This window comes from Streptomyces sp. KL116D (assembly GCF_030766975.1).
GTDB lineage: Bacteria > Actinomycetota > Actinomycetes > Streptomycetales > Streptomycetaceae > Streptomyces > Streptomyces longispororuber_A.
Map to the genome: position 1 here is coordinate 17,800 of NZ_JASERH010000108.1, position 23,782 is coordinate 41,581.

Below are 23,782 nucleotides of genomic sequence, written 5' to 3' on the forward strand. Positions count from 1 at the left end.
ACCAACGGCTCCGACAGCGAAGCCCGCTCGGAGCCAGTCCGCTTGCTAGGGAGCTGCAATGAAGCTCGATCCCTGGGGAATCCCGCACACCGCATTCCGGACGACGTCCTGCGACTCTGGGCGGACAGGGGCGGCGACCGAGAGTTCCTGGTCGACGAAAGCGATACGCGTCTGACCTACTCACAGGTCGACGACATCGCCGGCCGCCAGGCCTCCGCGTTCAGGGATCTCGGTGTCGGCAAAGACGACTCGGTCGCCGTGTTCATGGACTCTTCCGCCACCCTGGGCGCCACCGCGTTCGGCATCAACCGCGCGGGGGGCGTTTGGTCACCTGTCGACCGAGTACCGCGGCGAGTGGCTGCGCGAGCTGCTGCTCGCGGTGAAGTCCAAGGTCCTGGTCGTGGACAGAGGTGCTGTTGCCGAGATCTTGGCTCTCAAGGATCTACCGTTCGAGCACGTCGTGGTCAACGGCGGCCCCGCCGACGAAGGCCTGCCCGGAGCCACGATGCACGAACTCGAGTCGTTCACCAGCTACGAGCCCTTCCGCGGCACGATCGACCGGCACCACGGCGACACCAACTCGATCCTCTGGACGTCCGGCACCACCGGTCCGTCAAAGGGGTCATGCAATCGCACGCGGTGTGGATGCTCTGGGCGCAGCGTCACAACGAGGTGTACCGAGGCGGCGTGCGCGAAGGCGACGAAGTTCTACTATCCGATGCCGATGTACAACTCCGGCGGCTGGAGCATGTGCGTGTACCCCGCGCTACTGACCGGCACGACCGCCTGCCTGGACAAGCGCTTCTCGGTCAGCGAGTTCTGGAACAGGCTCCGGCACTGCGGCGCTAACCACACCATGACGCTGGGTGCCATGCACGTCTACCTGTTCAACGAGCCGCCGAAGGAGGACGACGCGGACAATCCGTTGCGCACCATGGTCATGCTCCGATCGTGCCGACGATGATGCGCCTTCATGGAGCGCTTCGGCGTCGAGATCATCGGCGGCGGCTTCGGCCAGTCGGAGATCGCGGGCGCCACGGTCTAGCACCTCCGGCATGCCCCTGAAGTCCGGGTCGAGCGGATACACCACCAACGACGACCGTGAGACCAAAATTCTCAACGCTCGACGACCAGGAGACCGAGGTCGATGAGGTCGGAGAGATCTGCGTCCGCCCCCGCGTCCCCTTCGCAGTCTTCAACGGTTACTACAACGAGCCGCACAAGAGCCTCGAGACCTTCCGGAACATGTGGCACCACTCGGCGACCTCGGCCGCCGGGACGCCGACGGCGAAATCTTCTTCGTCGACCGCAAGAAGCGACTCTGCTGCGACACAAGGGCCGCAACACGTCCACGTTTGAGGTCGAGCACATCGCGCGACAGTTCCCGGGGTCCAAAACGCGGCGGCGGTCGGCGTCCCACCCCGGACGTGCAGTCCTGAGGAGGAGTTGATGATGCCGTGCTGCTCCGTGAGCCGAGCAGGAGGTGGAGCCGCTCGAGTTCTGCATAGTTCATGGACGCGAACGCGCCCTACTTCTTCGTTCCGAGGTACGTGCAGGTCGTCGACGAACTCCCGATGACGCCTCACGAACAAGATCTCGAAGTACGTTCTCCGCGACCGGGGCATCACGGAAACCACGTGGGACAGAACACCGGCTCCGGCGGATGGCAGCCCACGCGACCGACCGGGAAGAATAGGCCGGCCGCCGCGATCGCCGATGCGCCGAAAGAAGCCGCAGACATCGCCTGAGACGACGATGGCGATCGGTCCTGGCCCCTAGCGAACAGCCAGGACCGATCTCTATGGGCGGACGCACACGATCGTGGCCCGGATGCCTCACCGGCACCCGGGCCTCACTCGCGAAAGCCCCGGCCACGGGAAGGCAGCGGCCCGCACTCTCTCTCAGCCCGTCACATACCGGAGAATCTTCCGAACGAGCGTGCGGCGCGCCGCAGGGTCCGGCGGACGCCGACCGGCCGACGCGGACGTGCGGACCAGCAGAATCCCCACCAGAGCGTCCGCCAGCAGGGCACGATCGACGTCAGTCGGCGAACTCACCGCGCTCGACAGCCGCCTGCAGCACCTGGTCGATGCGCGCCGCAGTCGGCCAGATCACCGGTTCTGGAAGCGCTCCACCAGTACGGGTGGTCGCGCGCGTCCGTGAAGATCCTCATCTGCAGGTCGTACACGGAGGAGCCCAACTGCTCGGCGATCATGTCGGCCACCACGAAGAGGTCCTGTTCGAGGACGCCCGGGAGACTCGGCAGTTCCGGCAGTTCCAGACTGTCGAGCGCGTCGACGATCAACGTGTCCGCGTCATGCCAGCGCAGAAGCAGGCTGGGCCGGGAGACCCCGGCCCGCTGGGCGACACCGCGCATGCTGAAGGCGGCGACCCGTTCCGCCAACTCGTCCCGGGCAGCCTGAAGCACTCGTTCGTCCACCGAGGGATCCCTCGGCCTGCCCGCACCTTCCCGCGCCCACCGGCACTGTCACGCGGCTGCGGTTCCGACGTCCGCTCGGCGTCGCCCATCTCACTCCCGGTTCATTCTTGCAGCTTCAGTACACAGACCTTGACCGGCTCGTCCCCGACACACATGAGCTGACAGGTCACGTACGTCGCCATTCGCGACGTCCTCCTCCTCGAGCAGGTTGTTCCCCTCCATCTTGACAGTGCCGGAGGGACAGTTGGCGATACACGTGCCGCAGTCGCCGTCCCGGCACATGTAGGGCACCTCGATCCCGAGGACAGCAGGTGGTCGACGAGAGTGACCCTTCGGCCAGTCGACCCTTATGCACCTCGCCTTCTGATCTCGACCTCAGTCGGCACGGCGTCGCCGATTTTGACGGGCGCCACGGCCACGGGTGCGGGCTCAGCGAACGGGTCCCCGGACAGCGAGGTGAAGACCTCGATGTGGATCTCCTTGCGCTCCCGCCTCCGGCCGCCGTCCAGGCCGACCGACCGCCTCCATGAAGGGGCCGGGGCCGCAGACGAACGCGTGCCGGCCCGTCGCCGCCTCCGCGAGCCGCACCAACTCCTCGGCCTGCGGCGGGCCGTGGAGCGGCTCCAGCCAGTGCCGCACCGAGAGCTGTCCGGGAACTCTGGCCGCCAGGTCGCGCAGTTCCGCAGCGGCGATGACGGACTCCGCGTCCCGGTTCGCGTAGAACAGCTCGATCGACCCCGTGCCAGTACTGAGCACGGACTTGGCGATCGCCAGCACCGGCGTGATGCCGCTCCCTCCGGCGAGTAGCAGGAGGTCCTGGTCCAGCGAGGCGGGCGTGAACACCCCAGCCGGAGGCGGCACCTCGATCTCGGCACCGGCGGCGATGTTGTCGCACAGCCAGTTCGACGCATAGCCGCTCGCGGTGCGCCTGACGATCACACGGGTCGGCTCGTGGCGATCGGCGGAACTGGCGAGCGAGTAGCACCTCGCGACCGACCCGGTCAGCTCGCTGGGCACCCGAAGGGTGAGGTACTGGCCTGGCCGGTGCGCGGGCAGTTCCGGGTGCCCCTCGAACACGATCGACACCGCGTCCTCGGTCTCCCGCACCACGTCCGCCACCCGCAGCAGCACCGATTTTGCTTGTGCCATCACGTGACACACCACCCTCTCTCCGTACTGTGCTTATTTTTATGCCACGCCGGGACAATATCTCACCCCCAACGGCCGCACAAGCGCCCGGACGCCGGCAACCGTTACGCCCGGACCACTACAGCCGACATTTACTCACGTACAATTATTCAACTGAATGACCCTAGGCGGCGGAAGTCAACTACGACTGGAAGGCCGCCGTGCCGGCGCGGACAAGAAACACGCAGGCATGAGCACCCCCAAGGGACACCCTCCTGTCACCGGCACGAGCGGGCCACTGGGCTCGGCGGTGCGCAAGCAGGCGGCAGCGGGCCGCCGGGGCCTGGTCCGCGCACAGGCGGACACCGACGCGCTCGGCGGGAAGCCGCTCCCGGCGACATCGCTGATCCGGACTCGCTCACCGAGCCGTTCGAGGACGTCTACGCGGCCGTTCACTCCGCCGCCACACCCGGAGGCCCCTGGTCCACTGCGGGCGAGGCGAACTTCGAGTCGGTCAACCACCAGGGCTCGATACACGTCCTGGACACACAGCGCTCTCAGGGGGCGCCACGACCGCGCCGACCAGTTCGCCAGTCTCACACCTTCGTCACAGTCATCGAGCGCACTTCGGTCGGGGCCGGCCAGACGCGGGCTTTCGTGGTGTCTACGGAGCAAGTTGGCGATGTACCACGAGAGCGTGCGGCGGGTGTACGCGCACCGCACGCTGCACGGGGAGCTCACCGAGTACGCGAACTCCACGCCGAACTGACCCTGGTTTCCCACCGGCGCGGCGACCAATCTGGGGGCGATGAAGGTGTTCGCCGAGCAGAACTTCCTGCGCCCGCCCGATCCCGCGGCGATCAACAAGGCGCTCGGGATCACGCTGCTGCTACAGCAGGACGTCGAGGGCACAGTCGCCTGGATGCACAAGGAGGGGCTGCTATGACGAGCGCGCAGAACAGAATCACGGTCGAGGACCGCATGGCGATCCACTGAGCTGCTCGGGCTGTACGAGACACCTCATCGACGAACGTCGCTTCAGCCGGGCGCACGAGATCTTCACCGACGACGCCGTGTACGACGTCTCGGACCTCGGCGAGCGCGTGCACCACGGCACTGAAGAGATCGTCGCCCTGTGAACACCACGGACACCCACTCGCCCACCACACCATCGACGTGGTGGTCACCCAGGACACCGTCGGAGCCGTCCACGCCGTCTCCAAGGGCCTCGGGATGGGGCGGCGAGGACGCGTCGGCAGCGTCACGTACCGCGACGTGCTACGGCGCACCTGCGGGCTGGCGCATTGCTTCCCGGACGGCCGTACTGCGCCGCCCGGGAAGCATTCCGCCGACTTTCACTTGACACGGATAGCAAATTAGTTGGATCAATGATATCTATAGCTTGTTTTCGCGGACGCCCACCCCCGGCGGCCGCGCCGACTCGACTAGGAGCGGTATGGGCGAACGACTTGAGGGAAAAGTAGTCCTGGTCACCGGGGCCGGGCAGGCATCGGCCGGGCACCGCCTTGGCTCTAGCCAAGGAAGGTGCGGCGGTGGGCCTGGCCGGGCGCACGTTGGCCAGCGCGAGGCCGTGGCCAGCGAGATCGCCGACCTGGGCGGCAAGGCCATTCCACTGCTGTGTGATGTAGCGGACCGGGCGCAGGTCGACGCCGCGGTGGCCGCCACCGCGGAGGCCTTCGGCGGACTCGACGCGATCGTGAACAATGCTGCGGTCGGGGCGCAGAAGCTGCTGGCCGACCTCACCGACGAAGAGGTCGAGAAGAGCTGGCGCGTGGAGACGATGGGCACGTCTGTACGGCATGCAAGCCGCGCTTCCGCACCTGCGCAGAACGGCGGAGCGATCGTCAACTTTGGTTCCACCACAGCGATCGAGGGCAACGCGTCCTTCGGCGCCTATGCGATGTCAAAGGAGGCCATCCGCGACCGTCGCGCGTGGCCGCCCGCGAGTGGGGCCGGTACAACATCCGGGTCAACGTGGTCGTTCCCAACGCTCTCCTCCCCACCCAGCCAGGAATTCGCGAACCAGCACCCGAGCGCTTCGAGCGCATGCAGAGCCGTGCTGGCGCTGCGCCGGGTGGGCGATCCGAGCTGGACATCGGCCGCGCCGTCGTAGCCCTGGTCAGCGACGACCTCGCCTCACCTCACCGGGGACACCCTGATGCTGACGGGCGGTGGCTGAGAATGGACGCCGCACGTCTTGCTCCGCATCGAGGCGCGGCAGGAGATCGGCCAGATCCCGATCCGGTACGCGATCGCGGTCGACTCCCGCGACATGGAGGCCTGGGCGAACCTGTTCGTCCGGACGTCTCCGCAGGTCGCCGGGGCCGGGGACGAGCAGCCCTGCGCACGTACATCGGCCCGATGGTCGCCTGGTTCTACCGCTCGATCCACCTGATCTGCGGACACCAGATCGAACTCGGCCCCGACGTAGGCGAGGACGGACCGACCACGGCGACCGGGAAGGTCTACTGCCGGGCCGAGCACGAGGTCGGCGACCGGTGGATCGTGATGGCGATCCGCTACGAGGACGCTCTACCGCAAGGTCGACGGCAAATGGCTTCTGAGGCGCGCAAGGAGCGGTACTCGGTACGCCGCCGACCACCTGGAGCGCCCGCAGATGGTGAACTTCGACAGCTGGGACGAGAACGGCCAGAAGCCGAGCCTGCCCGCGCCCGAAGGCACCTGGGAAAGGTTTTGGGCCGACGCCGACGCGGGCGCCGTCACTGCCAGTCCGCTGTCCTGAGCAGCGGGCCCGGAAAGACGACTAGGGAGAGACATGGACGTCGGGTTGTACTTCGACCTGCGCAACCCGGGCTGGCGCGCGGATTGGAAGCGGCTCTACTCGTTCACGCTGGAAGCCGTGAAGAGGCGGACCGGCTGGGCATCGATTCCCTTGGTTCTCCGAGCACCACCTGTTCGACGGCAGGGTACCTCCCGCAGCCGCTGACGTTTGCGTCGGCGGTGGCGGCGCGCGCGCGGCGGGCCCGCATCGGCACGGCCGTGCTGGTGGCACCGCTGCGACCGGCGGCGCAGATCGCCGAGGAAGCGGCAATCGTCGATCTGGTGAGCGGAGGACGCCTCGACCTCGGCCTCGGCACGGGCTACCGACCGCCGGAGTTCGATCTCTACGGCGCCTCGATCGCGGGCCGCTACGGCGTGACGGACTCCAGGGCCCGGGACATCCGCGCGCACTGGGAGTCGGGCAAGGTGCTTCCTCCGCCCGCCCAGGACAGGCTTCCGATCTGGATGGGCTACCAGGGTCCCAAGGTGCGCACCGCGCAGGTGTGTGCTCGGCGAGGGCCTGCTCTCGGCGAACCCCAACTGGTGGAGCCTACGCGAAGGTCTCATCGCCGGCAGGCCACGACCCGAGCTTCCGCCCGGATGGCCGGTGCCCTCTACGTGTGGGCCACGGACGGTCGGAACGGGACCGGCCCGCCGTGCGCGAGACACGTGCGGTTCCAGAACGACTCGCATATCCGCAGGTGCACATGGTGGAGAGGAACGGACCAGCCGGTCCCGCCGCCCGTCGATCCCAGAGAAGATCAGAGCATCGAATCACCACCAGCTTCACAGCCTCCTGCTGGCACCAGCCGGAAGAGGCCGCTGCCAAGGTGAAGTGGAGTTCATCGACGCGGTGTCCACCGTGATACTTCTGGGCGCGTCCCTTGCATGCCGGAAGAGATGGTCATGCGCCAGGTGCGGACTCGTGGCCGAGGACCTCGCTCTCCACTGTTGCGCGACTGACCGCCTCGGGCGTGATCCATTGGTGGATCAGCCGTGGCCCGAACAAGCAAGGAGGTGCGGATCGGATGACCCGGTTCGTCAACAACGTAGTAGTCGTAACGGGCGCGGGCGTCGGCATCGGCCGCGCGTCGGCCATGCGTCTCGCGTCCGAGGGCGCCTTCGTGGTCGCCAACGACCTGCGTGAGGAGAGGCCGCGCAGAGCACCGCGCAGGCGATCGTCGATGCGGGCGGCAAGGCGAGAGGCCGCGCCGGGCAGCGTCGTCGAGCCCGGCTCGTCGACGAGCTGTTCACCAAGACAGCCGAGCGGCACGGTCGGCTGGACGTCGTCCACAACAATGTGGGCCTCTGCGGCGAGCGCGGCAGCTTCCTCGACGTCGACGACGAGGACTGGGCCCGCGGCGTCGAGCTCCAGCCTCGGGTCGGTGTTCCGCGAAGATTTGTCCACTTGCGGTGCGGCGCTGAAGAGTCATGAAGGACCGCGGCGGCGCGATCGTCAACACCGGTTCGGCCGCGGGCCTGGGCAAGCACCCCGGCACAGTGCCGTACTACGGCATCAGCAGAGTCCGCGTGATCATCCAGCTGACGCGCGAGGCCGCGGTCGAGGAGCGGCCCGCTTGGTCGATCCGCACGTCAACACGGTGATCCCGTCGGTGCGCACCCCCGCGTTCGAGCACTGCCTCGAGGGTGAGAGGCGAGCGCTGGAGCGTTACGCCAGCTGCGAGATCCCGCTGCCGAAGATCGCCGACCCGTCGGACATCGCCTCCGCTGTCGCGTTTCTCGCCTCCGTCGACGCCGCGGCCATCACCGGCGTCGCGCTGCCGGTCGACTGTGGCATCAGCGCGGTGCTCTACCAGCCCAGGGTGGACTGACGCCAGTCCACCGCAGTGCAGAAGTCCGCCGGGCGCGAACCATGCCCGGCGGACTTCACGTTGTTGTGCTCGGCGGCGTTCGGCGTATCTCACAGCCGCTACAGGGAACGACGCTCCACCCTACGGAGAGTGGTTCACCTCACGCAAAGATCTAACCTATTGTTGTATTGAGCGTCGGTGTAACGCGACTCTCCTGGAGGACAGACGTGGTCAACCGTCAGGAATTCCGACCGGACGCAGGTGGCACGGTGGGTGCGGCTTTCGGCGAGCTGGAGCCGATCGAGGCGGTCAGCGCATCGCTGAGACAGCCCGGAAAGTCCCTGTCCAACGTCCTGGACCAGGTCATGACGTCTTATGCGGACCGTCCGGCGCTCGCGGTACGCGTGCCCGGACCGCACCCCGCTTCGACACCACCAGCTACCACTTGCACGCTCTGTGCGGGCCGGCGCGCTCGCGGCGGACTTGTATCACCACTCCCGTACCAAGGTCCGGCCCGGCGAGCTGGTGTGCACCCTCGGGTTCACCAGCGCTGATTACGTTACCGTCGACCTGGCGTGCGCCAGACTGGGTGCGGTCGTCGTGCCGCTGCAGCACAGCGCCGCCGCCTCGCAGCTGGCGCCCGTCGTCGCCGAGCACCAGTCCCCGCGTACTGGCGACGAGTCTCGAACAGCTCGGCACCGCCGTCGAATGCGTCATGGACAATGCCGACGTCGCGCAGGCTGCTCGTCTTCGACTACGACCCGGCCAACGGGGACCAGCGCATCGGTCTTCGACGCCGCCGCGAACCGTCTGCGCGAGTCGGCCTGCACGATCGAGATGATCTGCTGTCCGCTGTGCTCGAACGCGGGGCCGCGCTGCCGCCGACGCCTCCGGTCGCCGATGACCCCGATCGCCTGTGCCTCCTGGCCTGCGCACCTCGGCAGCACGGCTCGCCAAGGGCGCGATGCACACCGACCTCCTGGTCGCCACCCTGTGGCGCAAGGCAGTACCGAAGCTCCGGCAGCGGGCCCGTAGTGTGTCAGCTACCTCCCGCAGAGTCACCTCGCCGGGCGAATCGTCCTCATGGCTACCTCGCCGCGGGCGGCACTGAGCTGCTTCTGTCTCCGCAGTGACCTGTCCACGCTGTTCGACGACATCGCGGAGGCAAGGCCGACCGCACTGTGGCCGTGCCACGCGTCCTGGACATGCTGTTCCAGCGCTACTCCGCCGAAGTGGACCGCCGCGCACTCTCGGCGAGCGACCGGGCCCGCATCGAGGCGGAGGTCAAGAACGAGCTGCGCGAGAAGGCGCTCGGCGGCCGGGTGAGGCGGCCGGTACCGGTTCGGCCCCGTGTCCCCGGAGATGGTCGCGTTCGCCGAGGAGTGCCTCGGCGTCCGCTCCACCACGGTTACGGAATGACGGAAGCCGGCGGAGGCGTCCTGTCCAACCGCCGCGTGCGCCGCCCACCTCGTACGGGCGTACCGGCTCGCAGACGTTCCGGAACTCGGCTACTTCAGCCAACTCGACACCCGCACCCCCGCGGCGAACTGCTGCTCGACACCGAGACGATCTTCAAGCAGCTACTACAAGCGGCCCGAGCTGACGGCGTCGGTCTTCGACGAGGACGGCTTCTACCGGACCGGCGACATCATGGCGCAGGTGGGGACGACGAGCTGGTCTACATCGACCGCCGGACGAACGTCCTCTAGCTGTCCCAGGGCGAGTTCGTCACGATCTCCGGCTGGAGTCCGCCTACGCGACGAGCCCGCTGATCCGCCAGATCTTCGTTTATGGAAACAGCGCACGCGCCTATCCGCTGGCAGTCGTCGTCCCACCGACACGTCTCCGCGCAAGGCGTGGCGGCGACACAGCACGCCTGCGCACGGCACTGTATGAGTCCCTGCGCACAGTCGCGCGCGAGTCACAGCTGCAGCCGTACGAGATCCCATACGCGACTTCATCGTCGAGACGGAACCGTTCACCATGGAGAACGGCCTGCTGTCCGACATCCCGTGCAAGCTGCTCCGCCCGCGCGTGACCGAGCACTACCGCGCGACCGCCTTGAACAGCTCTACGAGAAGAGCTCGCCGAGCAGCAGGTAGGAACGAGCTGCAGCAAATTTCTGCGCTTCGAGCAGGCCGCGACGAGCCCGCACGCGACCCGGTGCTGCGCGTGCGCGCGCGCGACGCTCGGTTCGCTACCGATCCGGCCTCGACTCCAATGATCGGCTCCATCGACCTCGGCGGCGACTCTCGCCGTCCGCGCTGTCCTTCGCTCGCCTGCTCGAAGAGATCTTCGAGGTCGAGGTAGCGGTGAGCACGACGTCATCAGTCCCGCCAACGATCTTGGCGAGCGGCCGACACCATCGAGCGTGCGCTGGTCACAGGGCTCAATCTGCGGGCTTCGCCGACGTGCACTCCCCGGTTCCGGGCGGGTGCGCGCAGCCGAGCTGACCCTGGACGCGTTCCTGCCCCCGAGGTGCTCACCGCGACCGACAAGCTTCCGGAACCAGAGCACGGACGTGCGCACGGTGCTGATCACCGGCGCGAACGGCTACCTGGGTAGGTTCCCTGTTTGGACTGGCTGGAGCGGATGGCGGCACGGGGCCGCGGGACCGTGGTCTGCCGGTGCGCGGCGCCGACGAGGACGCGGCCCGCGCCAGGCTCGACGCGGCCTTCGACAGCGGGGATCCCGCGCTGTCCCGGCGATTCCGTGAACTCGCCACGCAGTACCTCGACGTCATCCCGGGCGACCTCGGCGAGTCCGGGCTCGGCCTGGCCGACGCGGTGTGGCACCGTCTCGCTGCGGACGTGGACCTCATCGTGCACCCGGGTGCACTTGTGAACCACGTGCTCCCTACCAGCAGCTGTTCGGGCCCAACGTCGTCGGGCACCGCCGAGCTGATCCGGCTCGCGCTGACGACCCGTATGAAGCGCTTCGTCTTCCTTTCGACCGTCGCCGTCGTGGCACACCAAGCCGCCACGGCCGATGAGGACCGCGATATCCGGGAGACCAGCCCCGTCCGCGACTTGAACGGCGATTACGCCAACGGTTACGCGAACAGCAAATGGGCCGGCGAGGTTCTGCTCCGGGAGGCCCACGAGAAGCATGGTCTGCCCGTGTCCGTATTCCGGTCGGACATGATCCTGGCGCACAGCGGCTATGGCGGGCAGCTCAACGTGCCCGACATCTTCACCCGCCTGCTGTTCAGCCTCGTCGCCACCGGCATCGCCCCGCGCTCCTTCTATCGCGGCGGCATCCAGCCGCGCCCACTACGACGGATTGCCGGTCGACTTCACCGCAGCAGCCGTGACAGGCCTCGGTGAGCAGTTCACGTCCGGTCACCACACATTCAACGTGGTCAACCCGCATGACGACGGGATCTCGCTCGACACCTTCGTCGACTGGCTCACAGAGTCGGGCAGGCCGATCACCCGGGTCGACGACTACCACGACTGGCTGGAGCGCTTCCCTGCAAGGCTCTGCAGGCACTGCCCGAGTACCGCAGGCGGCACTCGCTCCTGCCCCTGCTGCACGCTTACGGCAGCTCCGGCCGAAGCGACCGGGGGCGCCATGGTCCCTGCTGAGCGGTTCCGCGCGGCGGTACAGGATACGGACCTCGGGTGGGACGGAGACATCCCTCACATCGGGCCGGAGCTCATCAAGAAATACCTCACCGATCTGGAGAGCCTTGGAATCCGAATCTGAGCACGCCCACTGGTCTTCAGCCCGGTCCCGCACCACATCCGATGTCGATCAGCCGCGAATGCAAGATCGAAAACCGTGTCATCCAAACAAAAGAATGATATAGCTGTTCTGACGGATTACTCACGCGTCCGACACGGTGGATTACTTCTCCCACAGCGGAACGTCGCTCGTCGGACGAGTAGAACTTCTACACTCGGGATGGATCGCGGTGACACAACTTGTGGACGGCGTGCAGCCGCTGGTGATGAATGTGGCGGGCATTGAGCTGTCCGGCCTCGCGGCCGAGCCCGCAGGGAGTCCCCGCGGGCTGGTCTTCGCACTGCACGGTGGCGGCTCCCGCGCCGCGTACTTCCACTCGCCGGTGGACCCCTCGGGGTCGCTCCTCGGGATCGCGGCGGCCCTCGGATGGCAAGCCGTGGCACTGGACCGGCGGATACGGGGCGTCGAGCGGCGACGCCTCGCCCGGCCTTGACGTACCGAAGCAAGCGAATCTGCTGCGGCAGGCGATCACCCAGCTCCGTGGGTCCGAGCCGCTGCCGGTCGTCCTGGTCGGCCACTCGCTCGGCGCGGTCACGGCGCTGCACCTGGCCAAGCTGTTCGACGAGACCCGGGACGGCAACGAGTTGGTGGCACTGGCGCTCGGCGGAGTACTCGCTGGCCTACACCGACGACCAGTCGGCCGGGATGCTTCTCATGGACACGACCAGCACAGTGGTGCGGCGCCCGCCGGGTCCGCGCCCGACCCCGGCAACCGGCCGGCCCGGCCGGCACCTGGCCGCAGACGCTTCTTGGCGAGCTGAAGACCGTAGTTTGGCCCGGTCCCGTCCGCGGAGTTCGAGGACGCGCGACCGCCCCGCCCACCGCACGGAAGCTACTCAGCGAGATGACCGTGCCGGTCCAGGTCGCCGTACCGGAGTTCGAGACCACGATGGAGTCGGCTCAAACCGTCCTCGACGCGGCTCCGCGCGGCGCTGGAGGGCGTGGGCGACTCGGAAGTCATCCTGGTGAAGGGTCCGGGCACAACCTGTCGTTGACCCACCAGGCCCGCGCCTACCACCTCCAGGTACTCGCATTCGCCGAAGCCACGCTCGCTGCGCGAGCGGAACATCGCCTCGCTCGCGAGTTGAGTCTCACTCTGCCATGCGCACACGGCCCGGGCCCTCTCGGGTCCGGGCCGTGTGCGCATGGGCCTCATGTAAACCATCGAGACCGGCGGCGAGCCCGTCGCGTGTTCTCGCGCAGCTCGCCGCCGGTGATGGGCCGTTCTGTCCTACGGTTCAGGGACGCACCCTGGCGGGCACCGTCTCACCCCAGGCCATGTGCACCACGGGACTCGAGTCTCCCCACCCGCTGGATGATCCCTCTCCTGCTGAGGGTTGGGCAGCGGCCGAGCCCCATGCGACCCAGCTCATGGGGCTTGCACTCCCAGGCCGTGCCATCAAGGTCGTAGTGGATACCGGTGCGCCAGGCACCGTCCTCCGTGAGGTCGATCCGGCCCGTGACGTTCCGCAAAGGAGATCTCGCCGCTGCTGGAGGAGACGACGCCCACACCGAACGACTTACCACCGAGGAGGAAGTGACCGACCTCGGTGGTGCCGTCGTCCCACCGCGTCGCCCACGAGTACCAGGACGTGTACTGCGCATCGTGCAACGGGTCCTTCTCGACGTAGAGCCGGCCGCCCGGGTACATGTACGCCTCCTCCCAGAACATGAAGCCGCGCACGGACTTGCCCAGCACGGTGCCCTCGACCTCCCAGGTCTGGGTGAGGTAAAGCAACGCCGCCTCGGGGCCGGGCAGGTACCACTGCAGGGCCGGGCAGTTGCGCGGCCTCGACGAGGTCGAGCACGCCTTCCTCGGTGTAAGAGAAGGTGTCAGGGGTCAACTCAAGACGCATGCCGCGCCTCGGCGTCGCCGCTCGGCGCCGAGAACCGTACGCCGTCGGGAAGCGCCTCGCGTCGCGCGAGGTCGCTAGGGACTGCGTCCTTGGGCTCGCGTCGCACGCGCAGTTCGCCGGTCGAAACACCCTCGGCGTCCACCGTGGACATCACAATGAGGCGACCACCGAGGCCGCGGCGCTCACCACTGCTCTCGGCGGCGAGATCGGCACCCGGCGTGAAGCGACGCATGAGGGAGAACATCGTCCCGTCGCGCGCGCGCAGGGTCCCCCAGACGTACCCGGCCTCACGAACCAGGCCCATGATCGGTGCATCGGACGCCCATTGCGCCGGGTCGATCTGCCGGGCGGAGGCGAGCGCCGCGGCGTTCAAGTCACCCGTCACCGGGAGTTCGTCGGTCAAAGATGCAGCCACAATGCGCTCTCTCTCGTCTCGCCGCGCGACCTCGCGCCGGGTACACAGTGGACCAAAAGCGCCGCCCAGGACGCTCAACCACTGGACACGTTAACAGTTATATTATTGAGTTTCTAGGCGCACGCAGACGCCCCACAGTCGCCGCCAGGAGAGCAACCATGCCCGAAACTCCCTTCAGTGCCGCCAAGCCAATCAGGCTGCGATCGTGATCGAGCCGTCCGGATTGGTGGTCACTTTCGCGGAACTTGAGGCGCGGTCGAACCGGGCTGCACACCTGTTCCGCGCACGCGGACTGGAGCGCGGTTCCCGTATCGCGATCCTCGCCGAGAACCGCGCGGAGTACCTGGAACTAGCCTGGGCCGCACAGCGGTCGGGGCTCTACTACGTGGGAGTGAACGTGCACTCACTCCCGCCGAGGCGCGGAGTACATCGTCCGCAACAGCGGAGCGAGCCTGGTCGTCGCGTCGGACACTCTGGGGGAACTAGCCGACGAGGCGCTGGCAGATCCCGAACTCGCGCCGGCCGGGCGGCTCATGCTCGGCACGCCCCGTGATGGCTGGGAAAGCTACGAGAGCGAGGTCGCACATCTGCCGGAGACCCCATAGCCGATCAGTCCGAGGGCGACTTCCTCCTCTACTCCTCCGGTACCACCGGGAGGCCGAAAGGCATCGAACGGCCCTGCCGGAAGGGCCATTGGGCAGCGCGCCCGACCGGCCGGGGCAGTGGCTGCGCGACCTGATGGGCTTCAAGCCGGGCGACGTGTACCTGTCCCCGCCCCGCTCTACCACTCACCGCGCCGCTGGCCTGGTCGATGAGCACACAACGCAACGGTGGCACCGCGGCGATCCTGGAGCGCTTCGACGCCGAGCTCGCGCTCGCCGTCATCGAGCAGCACCGGCGACGCACGGTCAGTGGGTGCCGACGATGTTCGCGCGTCTACTCAAGCTGCCGTCCGAGCTGCGCGACCGATACGACCGCTCCAGCATGCGGTACGCGATCCACTCCGCGGCGCCTGTCCCGTGGAGGTGAAGCGGGCGATGATCGAGCGGTGGGGCCGGTGTTGTTCTCGAGTTCTACTCAAGCACCGAGGGGGCCGGGGCCACGTCGATCATGTCGGAGGAATGGCTTCGCAAACCGGGGTCGGTGGGCAAGCCCCTGATGGGCCGGCCGTACATCCTCGACGACGACGGGACCGAGCTCCCGGTGGGCGAAGTCGGCACGATCTGGTTCGAGGGCGCCGTCGGCTTCTCCTACCACGACGACCCGGGCAAGACCGCCGCCGTGCACGACGCCCGGGGCAGGGCATCAGTCGGCGACGTCGGCTACCTGGACGAGGACGGGTACCTGTTCCTCAGCGACCGCCGCACCCACCTGATCATCTCCGGCGGCGTGAACATCTATCCACGGAGATCGAGGACGCGCTGCTGATGCATCCTCAGTCGCTGATCTCGGTGTGATCGGACCGCCCGATCCGGAGATGCGCGAACGCGTGGTCGCGATCGTGCAGCCGGAGGATCCTGCCGCGGCGGGGCCTGAACTGGCCGCGGAGCTCGTCGCGTTCGCCCGTACCAAACTGGGCGGGTACAAGGTGCCGCGCGACATCCGCTTCAGTGACAAACTGCCGCGCACCCCGACCGGCAAGATGCGCAAGCACGAATTGCGGGACCGCATGCTGCAAGCGTGAGCGGCGGCTCACGGAGGGTCGGCCATCAATTGCTAAAGTACTCTCCATTTGCGGCCCTCTATCAGAATGGCGGACGTCGATGACCACGCTCCGAGCGGAACCGCCTGCGCGCCCGACAGGACATCACCACTGCCGCGCTGACGCTGTTCATCGAGCAAGGCTACGAGGCGACGACTGGTCGAGCAGATCGCTCGTGCTGCCGGCCTGTCCAGCGCAACGGTGTTTCGGCACTTCCCGAGCAAGGAGGACATCCTGTTCGGCGACGAGGACTCCTCGGCCGAGGCGATGGTGCACCATGTAGCGCGCCGCACTGATCGGTCGATCGGCGTCGCGGCGCTCGCAGAGGGGGTCGGAAAGTTCGCCGCAGAACTGCAGGACGAGCGTACGCACGCGCTGACCCACCTGGTCACGACCAACCGGTCATTGGAGGCGCGGAGCCTGCGCATGCGCTTGCGCTGGGAACGCGACATCGCCCGACAACTCGCTTTCGAGGAGGGCGCGAGACCCTCCCTGGCGCACACCTTGATCGCTTCCATCGCCATCTCCTGCTTCAGCGCCGCGCTGCGCTACTGGGACAAGGACGACCCGTCGACCACACTCACCGACCTAGTGGCGCTCGCGTTCGCACAGCCGCTGTCGTACCGGCCCACACAGCCGAAGTCCGTCGGCATCGGACGCGGGACCAGGAGTGAGCTCGCCCGTCACGGCGCCCGCGACAGGCGGACTTCACATGTAACATCCGCCGGCCACTTCCCTACGGAGCCGGTGCCGTAACTGAACAGGTCGCTGGCCAGGAGTAGCGCGACAGAGCCGACCCCTGACGGCTCACCGCCCACTTCATCGGAATCCGCACAGTAGTCGCCTCCCACGCCTGTGCTGACATCGCCTGGGTCACGCCCCCGCGAATAGGGCGCTGGATGGCGCTGACCCGCACACCGTTGCCCGCCAGCCCCTTCGCGGCGCTGTAGTTGTCCTGCTCGATGGCGCCGGCCTTTTCCGCGATCGATGACATCGTGATGGCCGAGCCGCGGACCTCTCCATGCATCACAGTGCTGGCGGCGCGCGTGACCAGTCAGGAGCCGAAGACGTGCACACCGAGGACCGTCCGGAAGTCTCTCGGCAGTCATCTCTCAGCATCGTCCTGTCCCGTACAATCCCGGCGCTGTTGACCATGATGTCGACCGACCCAAAGCGCTTCCGTCTCGACGATCAGGGCGTCGACCGCATACTCGTCCGTGACGTCGCACCGACGCGACGCTCTGCCAAGACCGCGCCTGGGACTCGACAGCCTCGGCGTTCAGGTCGGCGAGCATCACCTGCGGGCCATACTCGACGAAGGTGTTCTCGATCGCCAGCCTCGAGCCTCTGGACCCCACCTCAGTGACCACTGCGACGCGCCCCGTCAGTTCTGGTAGCGAAACGTCTGCTTACTCCTCGCACATTGATGGATCAGTAATTGGATGTGCCGGAAGATCGAGCTTTGGCCTTGACCGCCGCCACTTGATACAAGGACAGGCAAAGCAGTAGAATCATATAACGATTTTCCTCTACGGCGACGACGGAGGCGCGATGACGGAGCTGTCGACTCCCGCGCACCGGTCCGAACAGAGCCCACAGCCGGGCGGACATGGTCCGGAGGCCCTGCGGATCCTCTCTGCAGCGTGGGCGGTCCTGCGGCGTTCACACTTCCGCTCCCTGAAGATCCGTCAGGTGCTGACCGCCTCCTACACCTCGGCCAGCAGCTTCTACCGGCTGTTTCCCAGCAAGTCGCACCTGATGCTTGCCCTCTTCGAGAACGAGATGAAGGCTGTCGATCAGCGGCTCAAAGCCGTGATCGATCCGACCGAACCCGCCATCGAGCAATTGCGTGCCCTGCTGAGGTTCAGCCTCGGCACCATGTACTCCCCGGCCCGCGCGGAGCACGCCCGACTCTTTCTCGACCGTGAACTGATCGAGGAACTGCCGGAGAGGTGTCCGGGCGCTGCACCGTGTCGCCGATACGCACATCGTGGCGATCCTCCGCCAGGGCGTGCGCGAAGGCGTCTTCCGCCAGGGCGATCCCAAGTCCGACGCGATGCTGATCCGTCACCTGGTCTGGGGCCTGCTCGACGACGGCCTCGCTGGCGCACCGCCGTATCAGGAGGAGGACCTCGCGGAACGGGTGCACGGCTTCGTCCTCGCCGCACCGCGACGACACTGGGCGAACTAGCGACAGCCCCCGGTCGAATGCCTGGGCACCACCACGAGCCGCACAACTGGTGCGGGTAATGGTCCGAGCAGTCTTTCGCGGTCCACTACCCGCACTTCGACGTGCCGGGGCGGTGGAGCCGACGTCCCCGGCCGCACCGCCCGTCCCATCACACGACGTTCAGCTGGTCTTCGCGGTCGCGGTGCCGGACACCACTGTCGCGCCGTCCTGGTTCTTCGTCACGATCGACAGGTGTGCCACCCCGTCCTCGACGGCGGTCACCGTGATCTCGGCCGTAAGTGTGTCACCGGGCCACACCTGGCTGGTGAAGCGGACACCGTACGACAGTAGGCGCTCCTCGCCGACCCAGTCGGTGAGCGCCCGGCCGGTCATACCCATCGTGAGCATCCCGTGGGCGAACACCCTGGATAACCGGCGACTTCGCGGGCGAAGCGCTCGTCGGTGTGCAGCGGGTTGTAGTCCCCGACGACCCCGGCGATACTGGACGAGACGCGTGCGGGTCAGGTCCTCCACCAGCACCGCCTCGCGGGTCTCCCCCGCCTTCAATGTGATGTCGGTGAGCGTCATGCCTTCTCCTCGTGCGGTACGCGCAGAACCGAGACAGCCGTCGCCGTCACGACGAGCTCGCCCGACTGGTCGCGGTAGTCGGTGATCATCTCAGCGAACTTCAGCGTTCCTGAGCGGCCCTTCTTCTCCCAGGTCTCGCCGTCCCGCTCCACGGCGGACAGCACATCGCCCACACGTACCGGCCGGTGATAGGTGTAGTGCTGCTCGGCGTGCAGCCGTCCGCCGCCATCGGGCATCTCGCCGGGACCACCACCGGAACCGAACCAGGACTTGCTGGTCGGGCGGAGCCGGTGACCCGGCTCGAACTGCGCGGAAGCTCTGGACGAACGTCGGCGGCGCGAACTCGACGTTCGCGGTGTCCGCCCGTCCTCTGCGTCGGCGTAGCCGACCGCGCGACGGAACATCAGAATGTGTCCGGCCTCGACCGGAAAACGCTCCACGGACATGTCTCTCCTCAACTCACCAAGGCCGACCGAGCTCGAACTCCCGCTCACCGAGACGGGGGGCTTCCTTCTTCAGCTCGGTGATCGTCCAGCGGTGATCGGTCTCAATCTTGTCCACGAGGGACCAGGGCTGGAACAGGTGCACCGCGCCGCCGTGGCAGTAGAACACCCGGCCCGCGATGGGGCACTGCTCCGTGGCGAGGTAGCCCACGAACGGGGCGATGTTGCCCGGGTGGTCCTGGTCGAACCCGTCACCGGCCTCGCCGAGGAACTGCTCGGTAAGTCGCGTGCGTGCGTTCGGGCAGATCGCGCTGAGGCGCACCCCGTACCGCTCGAGCTCCATCTGCGCGATCATCGTCATCGCCGCGATGCCGGACTTGGCGGCGCCATAGTTGGACCGCCCAGGGTTGCCGAAAAGACCTGAAGTAGAAGCAGTGTTGATGACGGAGGGCGACAGCGTCTTGCCCTCCTTGTGCGCGGCACGCCAGTACTGCGCGGCCGCCCGCAGGGTGAGGAAGTGCCCGCGCAGGTGCACACGGATCACGTCGTCGAAGTCCGAGTCGGACATGCCCACCACAAGCCTGTCGCGCAGGATGCCGGCGTTGTTCACGAGCACGTGCAGCTCACCGAAGGTGTCGATGGCCGTCTGGATGAGTCGCGCTGCGCCCTCGGGGTCGGTCACGTCGTCGCCGTTGGCCACGGCCTCGCCGCCGGCGGCCTTGATCTCGTCGACGACGGCCTGCGCGGCGGTCTTGTCCGAGCCCGCGCCGTCGGCGGCGCCACCTAGGTCGTTGACCACGACCTTTGCGCCCTCCGCCGCGAACAGCAGCGCATGCTCACGCCCGATGCCGCGACCGGCCCCGGTGATGACGGCGACGCGTGCGTCAAGTTCTCCCACGTGCATTCCTTTCTTCCGCGCCCTCAGGCGCTGGGTTCTTTGCCGACGACGGACTCGAACGACACACAGTCGCCGGGGCCGCCGCCGAGGTTGTGCGTCAGAGCGCGCTTGCGGCCCTGTGCGAGGCTCTCTCAACGCGCCGGCCCTCCAGTGCCTCACCGTGCGGTTGCAGCCAGACCTCGAACACCATCCGCAGGCTCGACGCTCCGGTCGGTGGCCGAACGTCTTCAGACCTCCGTCCGGGTTGACAGGCGGTTCACCAGCGAGGTCGAGCCCCCGCGTCTGGACGTTTCTCCGCGCCTGGTCCCGCTCGGAGAACCCGAGGTCCTCCATCAACATCAATTCGGTCGGGGATGAAGTAGTCGTGCACTCCTGCCATCGCCCGCTCGGCGCGCGGGTCCGTGACGCCTCGCCGGGGCGTACGCGTCCGCTGCCGACGCAGCAACCTCTGGGAATGTGGTGAAGTCATAGTCGAACATGTCCAGACCGTCGGCAGGAGTCGGCCGCGCTGCACATCGAGCAGACCCGCTCGGATAGAAGGTGTCGCTGACCGCAGTTCGCGCAGCTGGACGCAACGAGTCCGAACTTCCATCGCGAGCGCCGCTGGGGCGCGGCGCACGAGTGCTCGAAGTCGAGTCTGCGCGGCGGCTCGCGGTCCGGCATTCCGCTCCAGGAGTGGAGCGTCGGGTAACCCAACGAGTCGTTTGGGGAGGCCGCTTGGGCGGCAACCGAACGTGCGGGCGGCCACGAGCACCCCGTGGAGGTCGAGGGCTGCGCGCACGGCCGTCGCGATTGGACTACTCCGCGTACGGCGGCGAGAAGCAGCGAGCGCGCGGAGGAAGTAGGCGAGTCCTCGTCGTAACCCGCCACCGCACGAGTTCCCTTGTCCGCCGGTGCACCCAGCGGCTCGGTGATCGCGCCGCGGCGCAAACTGCAGTGGGGGACGCGCACAATGGGGACCAGACCAGCCATGCGAGATCTCCGACTTCCTTCCACGTGGTCAGCTCACCCGCATCATATAGATAAATCGGGTAGATAATTCAAGTAGCTGAAACCCCAGAGGGAAGCGACCGCGGACTATCGGGAACACCGTTCCTGCGCTGTCGCGTAGGTGTGCGGCTGGCCGGAAATTAGTGTCACAGCCGTCGTTAGCCCGATCGCTCCACCGGCCGCGGACGAGATCCGCGCCCCGGCATCCGCCTCGAGCATCCGGAGGTGCCCTCTCTTGTCCACCTCGGAAAACACTCCCGCACCCGTGCGGACTGCGGCTGAAGCCCCCAAGACCGAAGACATCCCGCCGTTGCGGCACTACCTCCCGCTCATGGTCGGGATGGTGCTGTTCGTCGAACTGAACGCCATGGTGCTGCAGATGACCGTGCCGGCCCTGAGCGACATGGCCAGGACCTTCGACGCGAGCGCACTGCCCTCGGGTACTCACCCTCATCAGCCTGGTCGGTGCGATGGTGCAGCCAATCGGCGGCAAGCTTGCAGATCGCTTCGGTTCGCGATACGTCATCCTCGGGGTCGCGGTGCTGTTCCTGGTGGGCAGCCTGCTGCTGCGCACTGACCACCAGCACCACAGTGCTCCTCCTCGGCCGTGTGCTCGAAGCTTCGGTCACTGGTGCTGGTACCCGTCGCCTACCGCGCATACCGGAGGCGCTGCCCGCGCGCTACCTCCCGATGGCGCTGGGCACCCTGGGCACAGGCTTCGCGCCTCGCGGCACTCTCATAGGCCCCATCGTCGCCGGCGCGCTCATCGACGGTTTCGGCTACCGGGCCCTGTTCTGGTTCTTCGTCGCCTATACGCTCGTCACCGCGCCGATCGTCTTCTTCACACTGCCGAAGACGAGCAACCGCACCGTGCAGCGCCTAGGCATCTCCAGCGGTGTCGCACTGGGCCTGGGGTCGGTGCTCTGCTGCTCGGACTCACCGAGGCGGCCTCCTGGGGATGGGCCTCGGGAAGACCGTCAGCTGCATCGTGGGCGGCATCGTTCTGCTCGGCGTGTTCGTCGTACTGAGCGCCGTCAGCGTGAGCCCATGCTCGACCTGAAGCTGCTGGCCAAGCCCGCAGTGTGGATGACACTACTGGTGGGCTTCTTCGGCCTGATGCCGGTGATCGCGTTCGCCTTCTCTCTCCCGCAGATGCTGGAGACACCCAAGTCGGCGGGGTTCAACTACGCCTTCGGTCTCGGCGCCCTGGCCGTCGGACTCGTCCAGATCCCCTACGGCCTGTTCGGCATGGTCTCAGGTCCCTGGGCGCGCGCGCTGGCACGCAGGGTGCCGATGCGGACCCTTCATCATGGCGGCCAGCTGCGTGCTCCTCATCGCGACCGTACTGCTCGCGTTGTTCCACAGACGGACCTGGTGGCGATCGCCGCCTGGACCGGCGCGACGGGCCTGGGCTTCGGCCTTTACGAGTGCGCAACCGGGCCTGATGGTGGAGGCCGTCGCAAGCCACACCGGCGTCAGCAGCGGACTCCAGATCGCGACGCACGCCATCGGCACCTCTGTGATGTCCGCGACGATCGGCGGCCTGCTGTCCCACAACGTCGTAGGCACCGTCGGCCATGGGCCGGTCTACGCGGACTCCGCCTTCACCACGATCTTCCTCATCGGCGCCGCGGGTGGCGTCATCGGCCTGATTCTCACGTTGGCGATGCGCCGCGGCCGGCAGCCCGCTACAGGTGGCGAGGTCGTCGCCCACTGACGGGACAGACCGACGCAGCAGCTGCAACCGGGTCTCCGCGCCGAAACCCTCTGGCCGCGGAGACTCGCTCTCCTCATGTCAGCTCCTGTCACCACTGTCATGGTATGTTAGGGAGAATGTCTCCCGACCTCTCCACCAGCGACGCAGACGAGGCCAAGGTCACTGCAGGCGCGAGTGACAGCGCAGCGCGGCGGCGGCTCCTCGTCCAGGACGGCATCGCACGAGCGGCGATCGAACTCTTCCTTGAGCACGGCTACGACGAGGTGTCGGTCGATCACATCGCCGAAGCCGCAGGCATGTCGCAGCGCACGCTTCTTCCGCTATTTCCCCGCCAGGACGGGGTTCTTCGCCGCTACCGCCATTCCCTGCGGCAGAACTGCTGAGCGCGCTCAGCGCGCCCGGAGTCCGAGGACCCGTCACGGCGCTGCGCGCCGCGTACGAGCAGACATCCATGTGGCACGCGACAGGTCCAGGATCCACGACATCGCGGTGGTGTCTCGCGGCGGCCGAAAAGCGACGTCATCGGGCCGAGGACATGGGCGGAGCGATCCTCGACGAGGCGGTCCCGCGCGAACTGTCCCGGCGCTTGCACATCCCGGGGACGACGCACGCGCGGCGGTCACTCGCGGCAGCGGTCTCCGCAGCAGCCCTCATCGGCTGGAACCGGTGGTCGCCTCTCAGGGAGGAAGAACCCCTCCACGTACGTCAGCGGCCGCCATCGACATGCTGGACCTGCACGACTCAGGCACCACAAGCTTTCGACGCGGGCGCCGCGCATACGAGGACCGCCGCCGCAAGAACAATCCCTTGCGGCGGCGGTCTCGTATGCGCGGTTACTTCGCAGGCGGTCCGCCGATGTGCGGAACCAGGTCATGCGGGTCCTGCAATCCGCGGAGAACTCCTCGTGCTGGTCGAGCCGCAGGCGGGCCAGTTCGAGTACCTCGGGTACGTATGGGCCAGTGTGGCACCGGACTCGACGCCGCGTCGAGACACAACCGCGCAGCCTCTTCCGGGGTCACCGCGCCTTCAGCGCCGACTGCCGACGTACTCATTGTTGTCCGCGGCGGCCAGCGGC

At 67.3% G+C, this 23,782-nt stretch carries 27 protein-coding genes and 4 pseudogenes; 22 read left to right on the plus strand and 9 right to left on the minus strand.

What is annotated here, in order from left to right; translation table 11 throughout:
• Positions 1-42 precede the first annotated feature (42 nt).
• Positions 43-964, plus strand: a pseudogene (locus RBJ77_RS41595) (AMP-binding protein).
• Positions 965-2,053: 1,089 nt separating this feature from the next.
• Here RBJ77_RS41595 and RBJ77_RS41600 read toward each other — a convergent pair.
• From RBJ77_RS41600 to RBJ77_RS41610, 3 genes are all read right to left on the minus strand, one after another.
• Positions 2,054-2,440, minus strand: a complete 387-nt coding sequence (locus RBJ77_RS41600; protein WP_372349727.1) for a TetR/AcrR family transcriptional regulator — start codon at positions 2,438-2,440, stop codon at positions 2,054-2,056.
• Positions 2,441-2,530: 90 nt separating this feature from the next.
• Positions 2,531-2,731 carry a 2Fe-2S iron-sulfur cluster-binding protein gene (locus RBJ77_RS41605; RefSeq protein WP_372349728.1) on the minus strand — a complete coding sequence of 67 codons (201 nt, stop codon included), beginning with the start codon at positions 2,729-2,731 and terminating at the stop codon, positions 2,531-2,533.
• 138 nt (positions 2,732-2,869) lie between these two features.
• On the minus strand, positions 2,870-3,589 hold the full coding sequence (locus tag RBJ77_RS41610; RefSeq protein ID WP_372349729.1) for an FAD-binding oxidoreductase: 720 nt from the start codon (positions 3,587-3,589) through the stop codon (positions 2,870-2,872).
• Between the two features lie 787 nt (positions 3,590-4,376).
• Between RBJ77_RS41610 and RBJ77_RS41615 the strand changes: the two genes are divergently transcribed.
• The 13 genes and pseudogenes from RBJ77_RS41615 to RBJ77_RS41675 all read left to right on the plus strand — a co-directional run bounded on the left by RBJ77_RS41615 (position 4,377) and on the right by RBJ77_RS41675 (position 12,361).
• A complete protein-coding gene (locus RBJ77_RS41615; RefSeq protein WP_372349730.1) occupies positions 4,377-4,514 on the plus strand; it encodes a hypothetical protein in 138 nt (45 codons plus the stop codon).
• 510 nt (positions 4,515-5,024) lie between these two features.
• Positions 5,025-5,702 carry an SDR family NAD(P)-dependent oxidoreductase gene (locus RBJ77_RS41620; RefSeq protein WP_372349731.1) on the plus strand — a complete coding sequence of 226 codons (678 nt, stop codon included), beginning with the start codon at positions 5,025-5,027 and terminating at the stop codon, positions 5,700-5,702.
• A gap of 84 nt (positions 5,703-5,786) precedes the next feature.
• Positions 5,787-5,984 carry a hypothetical protein gene (locus RBJ77_RS41625; protein WP_372349732.1) on the plus strand — a complete coding sequence of 66 codons (198 nt, stop codon included), beginning with the start codon at positions 5,787-5,789 and terminating at the stop codon, positions 5,982-5,984.
• A 222-nt stretch (positions 5,985-6,206) separates the two neighbouring features.
• Positions 6,207-6,332 carry a hypothetical protein gene (locus RBJ77_RS41630; protein WP_372349733.1) on the plus strand — a complete coding sequence of 42 codons (126 nt, stop codon included), beginning with the start codon at positions 6,207-6,209 and terminating at the stop codon, positions 6,330-6,332.
• Positions 6,333-6,415: 83 nt separating this feature from the next.
• Positions 6,416-7,204: an LLM class flavin-dependent oxidoreductase gene (locus tag RBJ77_RS41635; RefSeq protein ID WP_372349734.1), complete on the plus strand. Its 789-nt coding sequence runs from the start codon at positions 6,416-6,418 to the stop codon at positions 7,202-7,204.
• Positions 7,205-7,398: 194 nt separating this feature from the next.
• Positions 7,399-7,470: pseudogene (locus RBJ77_RS41640) on the plus strand (hypothetical protein); the annotation flags it as partial.
• Between the two features lie 77 nt (positions 7,471-7,547).
• Positions 7,548-7,805 carry an SDR family oxidoreductase gene (locus RBJ77_RS41645; protein WP_372349840.1) on the plus strand — a complete coding sequence of 86 codons (258 nt, stop codon included), beginning with the start codon at positions 7,548-7,550 and terminating at the stop codon, positions 7,803-7,805.
• Entirely contained in the window at positions 7,802-7,975 is a 174-nt protein-coding gene (locus RBJ77_RS41650) for a hypothetical protein (protein ID WP_372349852.1), read from the plus strand. The genes RBJ77_RS41645 and RBJ77_RS41650 overlap by 4 nt, the downstream gene beginning before the upstream one ends.
• Positions 7,948-8,202, plus strand: a complete 255-nt coding sequence (locus tag RBJ77_RS41655) for an SDR family oxidoreductase (RefSeq protein ID WP_372349841.1) — start codon at positions 7,948-7,950, stop codon at positions 8,200-8,202. The genes RBJ77_RS41650 and RBJ77_RS41655 overlap by 28 nt, the downstream gene beginning before the upstream one ends.
• Positions 8,203-9,368: 1,166 nt before the next feature.
• Complete coding sequence (locus RBJ77_RS41660) at positions 9,369-9,890, plus strand: hypothetical protein (RefSeq protein WP_372349735.1); 522 nt, start codon at positions 9,369-9,371, stop codon at positions 9,888-9,890.
• Positions 9,891-10,808: 918 nt separating this feature from the next.
• Positions 10,809-11,507 carry an SDR family oxidoreductase gene (locus RBJ77_RS41665; protein WP_372349736.1) on the plus strand — a complete coding sequence of 233 codons (699 nt, stop codon included), beginning with the start codon at positions 10,809-10,811 and terminating at the stop codon, positions 11,505-11,507.
• A complete protein-coding gene (locus RBJ77_RS41670; RefSeq protein WP_372349737.1) occupies positions 11,491-11,889 on the plus strand; it encodes a hypothetical protein in 399 nt (132 codons plus the stop codon). The genes RBJ77_RS41665 and RBJ77_RS41670 overlap by 17 nt, the downstream gene beginning before the upstream one ends.
• Before the next feature lie 208 nt (positions 11,890-12,097).
• Positions 12,098-12,361: a hypothetical protein gene (locus RBJ77_RS41675; protein WP_372349738.1), complete on the plus strand. Its 264-nt coding sequence runs from the start codon at positions 12,098-12,100 to the stop codon at positions 12,359-12,361.
• Positions 12,362-13,327: 966 nt separating this feature from the next.
• On the opposite strand, the gene RBJ77_RS41680 is transcribed toward RBJ77_RS41675, so the two are convergent.
• Positions 13,328-13,666: a hypothetical protein gene (locus tag RBJ77_RS41680; RefSeq protein WP_372349739.1), complete on the minus strand. Its 339-nt coding sequence runs from the start codon at positions 13,664-13,666 to the stop codon at positions 13,328-13,330.
• A 107-nt stretch (positions 13,667-13,773) separates the two neighbouring features.
• Positions 13,774-14,187 carry a hypothetical protein gene (locus RBJ77_RS41685; RefSeq protein WP_372349740.1) on the minus strand — a complete coding sequence of 138 codons (414 nt, stop codon included), beginning with the start codon at positions 14,185-14,187 and terminating at the stop codon, positions 13,774-13,776.
• A gap of 208 nt (positions 14,188-14,395) precedes the next feature.
• On the opposite strand from RBJ77_RS41685, the pseudogene RBJ77_RS41690 reads away from it, so the two are divergent.
• From RBJ77_RS41690 to RBJ77_RS41705, 4 genes and pseudogenes are all read left to right on the plus strand, one after another.
• A pseudogene (locus tag RBJ77_RS41690) lies at positions 14,396-14,752 on the plus strand (AMP-binding protein); the annotation flags it as partial.
• Positions 14,753-15,309: 557 nt separating this feature from the next.
• A complete protein-coding gene (locus RBJ77_RS41695) occupies positions 15,310-15,627 on the plus strand; it encodes a hypothetical protein (protein ID WP_372349741.1) in 318 nt (105 codons plus the stop codon).
• Positions 15,599-15,883, plus strand: coding sequence for a hypothetical protein (locus RBJ77_RS41700; protein WP_372349842.1), 285 nt, complete (start codon positions 15,599-15,601; stop codon positions 15,881-15,883). Before RBJ77_RS41695 ends, RBJ77_RS41700 begins: the two co-directional genes overlap by 29 nt.
• Positions 15,884-16,069: 186 nt before the next feature.
• Positions 16,070-16,657 (plus strand): TetR/AcrR family transcriptional regulator, encoded by a 588-nt coding sequence (locus RBJ77_RS41705; protein ID WP_372349843.1) that lies wholly within the window; start codon positions 16,070-16,072, stop codon positions 16,655-16,657.
• 906 nt (positions 16,658-17,563) lie between these two features.
• Here RBJ77_RS41705 and RBJ77_RS41710 read toward each other — a convergent pair.
• Positions 17,564-17,890, minus strand: a complete 327-nt coding sequence (locus tag RBJ77_RS41710) for a hypothetical protein (RefSeq protein WP_372349742.1) — start codon at positions 17,888-17,890, stop codon at positions 17,564-17,566.
• Position 17,891: 1 nt separating this feature from the next.
• Between RBJ77_RS41710 and RBJ77_RS41715 the strand changes: the two genes are divergently transcribed.
• Positions 17,892-18,092, plus strand: a complete 201-nt coding sequence (locus RBJ77_RS41715; protein WP_372347929.1) for a hypothetical protein — start codon at positions 17,892-17,894, stop codon at positions 18,090-18,092.
• A gap of 159 nt (positions 18,093-18,251) precedes the next feature.
• Here RBJ77_RS41715 and RBJ77_RS41720 read toward each other — a convergent pair whose 3' ends face one another.
• The 3 genes from RBJ77_RS41720 to RBJ77_RS41730 are packed head-to-tail and all read right to left on the minus strand — an operon-like array spanning position 18,252 to position 20,006.
• Positions 18,252-18,659, minus strand: a complete 408-nt coding sequence (locus tag RBJ77_RS41720; RefSeq protein ID WP_372349743.1) for a MaoC family dehydratase — start codon at positions 18,657-18,659, stop codon at positions 18,252-18,254.
• Complete coding sequence (locus RBJ77_RS41725) at positions 18,656-19,105, minus strand: MaoC family dehydratase N-terminal domain-containing protein (RefSeq protein ID WP_372349744.1); 450 nt, start codon at positions 19,103-19,105, stop codon at positions 18,656-18,658. Before RBJ77_RS41725 ends, RBJ77_RS41720 begins: the two co-directional genes overlap by 4 nt.
• 13 nt (positions 19,106-19,118) lie before the next feature.
• Positions 19,119-20,006 carry an SDR family oxidoreductase gene (locus RBJ77_RS41730; RefSeq protein WP_372349745.1) on the minus strand — a complete coding sequence of 296 codons (888 nt, stop codon included), beginning with the start codon at positions 20,004-20,006 and terminating at the stop codon, positions 19,119-19,121.
• A gap of 1,449 nt (positions 20,007-21,455) precedes the next feature.
• Between RBJ77_RS41730 and RBJ77_RS41735 the strand changes: the two are divergent.
• The 3 genes and pseudogenes from RBJ77_RS41735 to RBJ77_RS41745 all read left to right on the plus strand — a co-directional run.
• Positions 21,456-22,277, plus strand: a pseudogene (locus tag RBJ77_RS41735) (MFS transporter); the annotation flags it as partial.
• A 157-nt stretch (positions 22,278-22,434) separates the two neighbouring features.
• Positions 22,435-22,707: a hypothetical protein gene (locus tag RBJ77_RS41740; RefSeq protein WP_372349853.1), complete on the plus strand. Its 273-nt coding sequence runs from the start codon at positions 22,435-22,437 to the stop codon at positions 22,705-22,707.
• 116 nt (positions 22,708-22,823) lie between these two features.
• The gene (locus RBJ77_RS41745) at positions 22,824-23,090 is read left to right on the plus strand and encodes a helix-turn-helix domain-containing protein (RefSeq protein WP_372349844.1); all 267 of its coding nucleotides are present in this window, start codon (positions 22,824-22,826) and stop codon (positions 23,088-23,090) included.
• Positions 23,091-23,782 lie beyond the last annotated feature (692 nt).